Source organism: Myxococcus sp. AB025B (assembly GCF_006518215.1).
Classification (GTDB): domain Bacteria; phylum Myxococcota; class Myxococcia; order Myxococcales; family Myxococcaceae; genus Myxococcus; species Myxococcus fulvus.
This window is the reverse complement of the sequence record NZ_SRLW01000529.1, coordinates 1-3,361: the sequence shown is the minus strand read 5'-3', so window position 1 is coordinate 3,361 and position 3,361 is coordinate 1. Positions and strand designations below refer to the sequence as shown.

Below are 3,361 nucleotides of genomic sequence, written 5' to 3'. Positions count from 1 at the left end.
CCAGCGACGCGGTGAGGCTCTCACCGTCCGGGCGCCAGTCGCGCAGGGCCAGCGCCTTGCCGTACGGGTTGGAGCGCAGGCGGGCCCACTCCTCGGGCGTGCGCTGGATGCCGTCGTCGCGGCGCGGTGGACGGCATCCAGCAACGGCTGGACAAGCTGGCCCGGAGCGCCTCGCTGATTGGCGACATCACGGAGACGGTGAAGGACCTGGCCGCCCAGTCGCACCTGCTCGCGGTGAACGCGGCCATCGAGGCGGCGCGCTCGGGGGAGCAGGGCAAGGGCTTCGCGGTGGTGGCCCGCGAGGTGCGGGCGCTGGCGGACCAGTCGCTGCAGTCCACGCGGCGCATCCGCGACGTGCTCCAGGACGTCAGCGTGGGCATCCAGGACGCGGCCCGCATGGGCGAGCAGGGCGTGCGCACCATCGGCACGGGGCTGGACCAGATGCGGGCGTCGGGGGACTCGCTGCGGGCCTTGTCGCTGATGTCGCAGGAGAACTCGGCCGCGGCCCGTCAGATTGCCGCCGCCGTGACGCAGCAGAACGCGGGCATCTCGCAGATCTCCATCGCCATCTCGGACCTGTCGCAAATCATGGACGCGACGATGAAGCGGCTGGAGTCCACGCAGGAGGCCACGAGCACGCTCGCGCAGGTGTCCGGCGAGGTGGGGCAGATGGCGCGTCAGTTCAACGAGGCGGGCTGACGGCGCCCAACGGCAGCGTCAGGGTGAAGGTGGTGTCGCCCGGCGTGGACGTCAGGTGCAGCTCGCCCCCGTGGGCGCGGGCAATCTTGCGCGCCAGGGGCAGGCCCAGGCCGGTGCCCTTCTCCCGGGTGGTGAAGAAGGGCTCGAAGATGCGCTCCTTCTGGAGGTCGGGCACGCCCGCGCCGGCGTCGTGGACCTGGATGGCGTAGCGCCCGTCGCGCACGGCGCCGTGGATGCGCACGTGGCCTCCGGAGGGCGAGGCCTGCACGGCGTTCTTCACCAGGTTCAGGAGGGCGGCGGTGAGCAGGCTGCCGTCGGCCTCGAGCAGGGCGGGGGAGGCCTCCACGTCCAGCACCACGTTCCGGGACTGGGCCTCCGCGGAGGACAGCTCGCTGACGATGGACAGCAGCGCGGGGGCCTCCACGGGCGCGCGGGCCAGGGGCTGCTCGCGGGCGAAGGCGAGGAAGTCCTCGACGATGCGCTGCAGGAAGGCCACCTCGCGCTGGATGCGCTCGACGTGCGCGCGCGCGTCCTCGTGGGCGCCGGCGCGGAGGTCCTCCTGGAGCAGGCCGGAGAACAGGGCGATGCCGCCCAGGGGGTTTCGCACCTCGTGGGCGACGCCCGCGAGCATCATCTTGAGCTGTCTGTCCCGGCCCTCCAGCGCGCCGCGCATCTCCTCCAGCTCGCGCGCGAGCACGCCGATTTCGCGCGTGGGCTCGGGCGGCACGGGCGTGGTGAGGTCGCCCCGGCCGATGCGCAGGGCGGAGTCCATCAGCCGGCGCAGGGGGCGCGCGAGGCCCCGCGCGGTGAGCAGCGCGACGACGGCGAGCGCGGCCAGGGCGAGCGCGCCCATGATGGCGAAGGTGCGCGACAGCCGCTGCAGGGGGCCGAAGAAGGCCGCGCTGCCCTCCACGCCCACCGCGCCCACCACCTGGCCCGCCAGGGTGATGGGGGCATAGCCCGTCTTGTAGAGGCGTCCGTCGGAGCCGGTGAAGAGCACCTGGCTCGCGGCGTGCTGGCCGGCGAAGACGCGCGCCAGCTCCAGCCTGTCCCGGGCGAGCTCCGGCACCTCCGCGCCCACGGGCAGGCCGCCGCCCACGTCCGCGCGGACGCGGCCCTGGACGTCGACAGCGAAGACGCGGCGCACGTTGCTGGCCTCGCGCACGCCCTCGAGCAGGCGCACCACGTTGCGCCAGGTGCGGGTGCCGCCCACGTCGTCGCCGGGTTCGATGGTGAGCATGCGCTCGCCGTTGAGCTGGCTGGCGGTGGCGGCGGCGATGTTGGAGAGGCTGGTGCCCAGCTCCTCCTCGAGGATGGCGCGCGCCAGCTGGTACACCGCCGTGCCCGTCACCGCGAGGATGAGCAGGGTGGGGACGAGGAACGCCGCGAGCAGCCGCGTCGACAACAGGTGCGGGATGTCCCGCCAGCGGAAGGTGTCTCGGCGCTCCGGGCTCATGCGTGGGCCGGACTCTACTCCTTCGGCCCACGCACGAGGGACTTACCCTCCCCGGGCGCTCACCCACCCCTCACTGACACGAGAACGTGTACGAGCCGGGCGTGCTCCAGGTGCCGTCCGCGTTGATGTTGCGCACGGTGTAGCCGCTGAACGGATAGGGCGAGCTCCAGCAGTCGCTGGCGCGCACGTCGTTGCGCACGGCGGCGGACAAATCCCAGTTGCCCCGGCGGCGCAGCTTCTCGTACGCGGCCACGCGGTCGATGGCCTGCAACCACGTGGCGTCCGCCGCCAGCACGTCGCGGCGCTTCTCCAGGAAGCGCTGCAGCCACGACGACTCCGTGATTCCGTTGTAGCCCACCGCCGGCGCCACCTGAGCCGTGTTGCCCAGCGCGTTGTTGGCCGCGCGCACCAGGCTCTTCACCCCCGACTCGCCGTGGTTGATGTACGCGTCATACAGCGCCATCTTCGACAGCGCGCTCGTGGCGCCCCACTTGTTCGCCTCCGCCATGGCCGGCGTGTAATAGAACTGGTCGCTGACCTGGTCCTGACACGCCTTGAAGTCCGCGCGCGTGGTGGTGTTGTTGTAGCTGGCGGCCCAGTCCGCCCGCCAGTTGCCGATGACATCCAGCTCCGACGTGGATGACTGCGATTGCCCCGTGGACAGGAAGCGGTTGTTGATGGTCGTCAGCCCCGGCATGTACTTGGCCATCAGGTTGCCATTGGCCGCGCTGCGCCGCGCGTTGTAGCACTGGATGACCTGGATTGCGTCGCCCGTGCCCGTGCAGAACCCCGCGCGCCCGCTGGTGTACCCGCGCCCGTCCTGGATGTTCTCCGAGTACGCATACGCGAGCACCGGCGTGTCGTTCTCCCAGATGCTCGTGAGCCCCTCCGACACCTTCTTCTGGTTCTCCGTCAGCCCACCCCCCGGAGGAGGCGGCGTGCTCCCGCAGCTCGGGTCGCTGATGACGATGTTGCTCGCCGTCCACGACGTGTTCGAGTTCGTCGAGTAGTAGAACGTGTAGGACGCGTTCACCCCCACCGTCAGCCCCGAGGTGCGCGAGTACGTGCACGTGCTCCCGCTGCAACCACGTGGCGTCCGCCGCCAGCACGTCGCGGCGCTTCTCCAGGAAGCGCTGCAGCCACGACGACTCCGTGATTCCGTTGTAGCCCACCGCCGGCGCCACCTGAGCCGTGTTGCCCAGCGCG

Annotated in this window: 3 protein-coding genes; 1 reads left to right on the top strand and 2 read right to left on the bottom strand. The window is 71.4% G+C overall.

The features are described 5' to 3' along the window. Window positions 1-126: 126 nt before the first annotated feature. Window positions 127-699 carry a methyl-accepting chemotaxis protein gene (locus FL311_RS42085; protein WP_228557451.1) on the top strand — a complete coding sequence of 191 codons (573 nt, stop codon included), beginning with the start codon at window positions 127-129 and terminating at the stop codon, window positions 697-699. Here the strand turns inward: FL311_RS42085 and FL311_RS42080 are convergent. Next, window positions 683-2,155 carry an ATP-binding protein gene (locus FL311_RS42080; protein ID WP_141333235.1) on the bottom strand — a complete coding sequence of 491 codons (1,473 nt, stop codon included), beginning with the start codon at window positions 2,153-2,155 and terminating at the stop codon, window positions 683-685. The genes FL311_RS42085 and FL311_RS42080 overlap by 17 nt on opposite strands. Before the next feature lie 70 nt (window positions 2,156-2,225). Further along, the gene (locus tag FL311_RS42075) at window positions 2,226-3,188 is read right to left on the bottom strand and encodes a chitosanase (protein ID WP_228557450.1); all 963 of its coding nucleotides are present in this window, start codon (window positions 3,186-3,188) and stop codon (window positions 2,226-2,228) included. Window positions 3,189-3,361 lie beyond the last annotated feature (173 nt).

Coding starts and splice junctions, on each gene's coding strand:
- FL311_RS42080 (WP_141333235.1), bottom strand. CDS start 2,155: ATGAGCCCGGAGCGCCGAGACACCTTCCGCTGGCGGGACATCCCGCAC.